Annotated in this window: 2 protein-coding genes; both read left to right on the forward strand. The window is 77.7% G+C overall.

Translation table 11 applies throughout. The features are described 5' to 3' along the window. Positions 1–163: 163 nt before the first annotated feature. A complete protein-coding gene (locus ACFV0Q_RS39765) occupies positions 164–2,383 on the forward strand; it encodes a hypothetical protein (RefSeq protein WP_385012760.1) in 2,220 nt (739 codons plus the stop codon). A 118-nt stretch (positions 2,384–2,501) separates the two neighbouring features. Next, the gene (locus ACFV0Q_RS39770) at positions 2,502–3,458 is read left to right on the forward strand and encodes a bifunctional riboflavin kinase/FAD synthetase (RefSeq protein WP_385012762.1); all 957 of its coding nucleotides are present in this window, start codon (positions 2,502–2,504) and stop codon (positions 3,456–3,458) included. The last annotated feature ends 38 nt before the right edge of the window (positions 3,459–3,496 follow it).

Genomic DNA, 3,496 nt, shown 5'->3' on the forward strand with positions numbered 1-3,496 from the left:
GGGCGCGGCAGCGGGCGGGGTCGGTGGCGCGCGTGCGTGCTCCCGCGACCGGAAGGGCGGGAGCGGCTGGGGTTCGGGGGCCCCGGCTGCCGGGACGGTGGTGGGGGGTGGCTCGGCGGGCGGGGGCGGAGGCGCCGGGGGTGGCGGCTCCGTCAGGGGAAGCATGGACGATCCCGGGTGCGTCGGCTGCCGGGGCCCTGGTGGCGCGGGGACCGGTTGCGAGGTCGCCGGGGGCGCCGGGGCCGGGGTCACCGGGGTTGACGGGGCCGGGGTCGCCGGGCTCGGGCTCGATGGTGGCGGGGTCGCCGGGGCCGGGGTCGCCGGGTTCGGGCTCGACGGTGGTGGGGTCGCCGGGCTCGGGGTCAAGAGTGGCGGGGTCGCCGGGCTCGGGCTCGGGCTCGACGGTGGCGGGGTCGCCGGGCTCGGGGTCGAGGGTGACGGGGCCGCCAGGGCCGGGGCCACGGTCGGGCTGGCCGGGGCCGCCGGGGTCGGGGCCCCCGACCCCGCGGCCGACGCGGGCCACGGCCCCGGGGTCGGGGTGTACGGCCCCGGGGTGCGGCGGTTGGCGGTTCGGGTGGCCGGGCGGGTGCACGAGGCCGCTCGGCGGTGCCTCGGGCCCGGGCAGGGGCAGCTGGACCGGGCCGCCTTCGAGGAGCTGTTCCCCTGGCGCACCGGCTGGGCCTCCGCCGTCCTCACCGAGGGGCTGCTCGTCCCCGCCGGCGCCGGCTACCGCTTCGCCCACGAGGAGCTCTCCGACTGGCTCCAGGCCGCCCACCTCGACATCGGCACCGCCCTCGACGCCCTCGTGCACCACGGCCCCGCCACCACCGGCCCGCCCGTCCCCCGGCACCGCATCGGCCCCGTCCTGGAAGCCCTGCGCCGACTGCCGGTCACCGAGACCCGCAGCTGCCTGACCCGGCTGGTCGACGCCCTCAACGCCTTCACGGAGCAGCGCGAAGCCGTCCACCCCGACCGCGTCTGGTGGGCCTCCCGGCTGCTCCGCGGCACCCTGCTCGGCGCCGCCGACGCCACCCCGCACCTGCCCGTCCTGCACGCCCTCGCCGAGCACGTGGCCCGCGCCGGCCCCGGCGAGTTCGGCGGCTGGTTCTGGAACCGGCTCCGGCTGCCCGAGTCCGACCGCCTCGACCTGCTGCGCCGCCTGCTGCCCTCCGACCACCACTACCTGGAGGCCGCCGCCCGCCGCCTCGCCCGCGCCCCGCAGCTCGTACTGCCCCTGGTCTGCGCCTGGTTCACCGACGAACGCCGCCTGCGCGGTCGCCCCGGAGCCACCGTCGCCACCGCCGCCCAGGCCCTCCTGCACACCCACCGCGCCCTCGCCGTCGACGACCTCACCGAGGCCCTCGTCAGCGCCGCCCACCCCCGCGCCGACGAACTGCTCGCCGTACTCGCCGAGGACGAGCCCTCCGCCCTGTCCCGCGCCGTCGACCGCTGGGCACACGACGGGCGCCCCGGGCGCCGCGTGGCCGCGGCCGCGTACGGGCTCGCCACCGCCCCGCACGTCCGCACCCCCGCCGACCGGGAACTCCTGCGCTACGCCGCCCAGGCGCTGCTCGCCCGCCCCGGCGACATCACCCTGCACGGCAGCGCCCTCGCCGTGCTGCTCCGCGACCCCCAGGTGCGGGCCCGCTACCTGCCCGACGCCCTCGACTGCTTCCGCGACCCCGAGCGCGGCTCCCGGCTGCCCGCCACCGCGCTGGTCGCCGCACTGCCCGTACTGCCCGACCCCGACGCGGTGTTCGCCGCCCTGCGGTCCCGCGCCGACGGGGAGGTGCTCCGCGCGCTGGCCGCGCTCACCACCCCGGGGCTGGCCCGGCGCGCCGGTGACCTCGTACGGGACCACCTCGCGGGCCGCCCCGAGGACGCCCCGCACGCCGCCGCGTTCGTGGACCGGCGCCTGGAACAGGGCCCGGCCGCCGGGCCCGTGCTGCGGCCCCTCGTGCTGGAGCTGCTGCGCACCGCCCCGCCGTCCGTACGGGCCGAGCTGGCCCGCGTGCTGGCCGCGCCGGGCGGGGAGCCCGCGTCGACGCTGCGGGCCGAGCTGGCCGACGTACTGCTGCGCGAGGAGGCCGACCCGGAGGTCCTGGGAGCCTTCCTGGAGGCCCTCGCCGCCGCGACCTCCGCGCGCCCGGAGGACCGTACGCGCGAGCTGCTGCGCCGCACCGGCCGGCGGCTGCTGCGCTCCCCCGGCGGGCCCGTCGTCTTCGAGCACCGCACGGTCGAGCTGGCCCGGGCCGATCCGGCCTTCGGGGCCCTGGTCGCACGCTGGCTCGCGGACGCCGAGGCGGAGGCCGCGGCCCTCCTCGGGCCAGGTGCCCGGCGTACGGTGGAGACCCTCAGCAGGGCCGCCCCGGACGTGACATGAGGCTCGCGGGCCCGAGCCGGACGCCGATGCGGGGCCCCGGCCACCGGCATGGCAGTCTTAGACCTGCAATCGGCAATCGGTACAGGGACCAAACGGGTTCGGGCGAGGAGCGGTCACAGTGCAGCGCTGGCGTGGCTTGGAGGACATCCCCCAGGACTGGGGACGCAGCGTCGTCACCATCGGCTCCTACGACGGCGTGCACCGGGGACACCAGCTGATCATCGGGCGGGCCGTGGCGAAGGCGCGGGCGCTCGGCGTGCCCTCGGTCGTCGTCACCTTCAGCCCGCACCCCAGCGAGGTCGTCCGGCCGGGCAGCCACCCGCCGATCCTGGCCCCCTACGACCGCCGTGCCGAGCTGATGGCCGGCCTCGGCGTCGACGCGCTGCTGATCCTGCCCTTCACGGCGGAGTTCTCGCAGCTGTCCCCGGCGGACTTCATCGTGAAGGTGCTGGTCGACAAGCTGCACGCGCGCGCCGTCATCGAGGGCCCGAACTTCCGCTTCGGCCACCGCGCCGCCGGGAACGTCGACTTCCTGCGCGAGGTGGGTTCCACGTACGACTACGAGGTCGAGGTCGTGGACCTGGTGGAGCGCGGCGAGGCGGGCGGCGGCGTGCCGTTCTCGTCCACCCTGGCGCGCAGGCTCGTCGCCGAGGGCGACATGGAGGGCGCCGCCGAGATCCTCGGCCGCCCGCACCGGGTCGAGGGCGTCGTGGTGCGCGGTGCGCAGCGCGGGCGCGAGCTCGGCTACCCGACGGCGAACGTCGAGACGCAGCCGCACACCGCGATCCCGGCCGACGGGGTGTACGCGGGCTGGCTGACGGCGGACGGCGAGCGGATGCCGGCGGCGATCTCGGTCGGTACGAACGTGCAGTTCGACGCCACCGACCGGACCGTGGAGGCGTACGCGATCGACCGCGTGGGGCTGGACCTGTACGGGATGCACGTGTCCGTCGACTTCCTCGCCTACGTGCGGGGGATGGCGAAGTTCGAGTCGCTGGACGGGCTGCTGGAGGCCATCGCGGACGACGTGAAGCGGGCGCGGGTCCTGACGGACGCGTACGACGCCGAGCGCTGACGCCGCGCGAACGAGAGGGCCCGTACCGTCCTGGGGAC

This window comes from Streptomyces sp. NPDC059564 (assembly GCF_042735575.1).
Classification (GTDB): Bacteria; Actinomycetota; Actinomycetes; order Streptomycetales; family Streptomycetaceae; genus Streptomyces.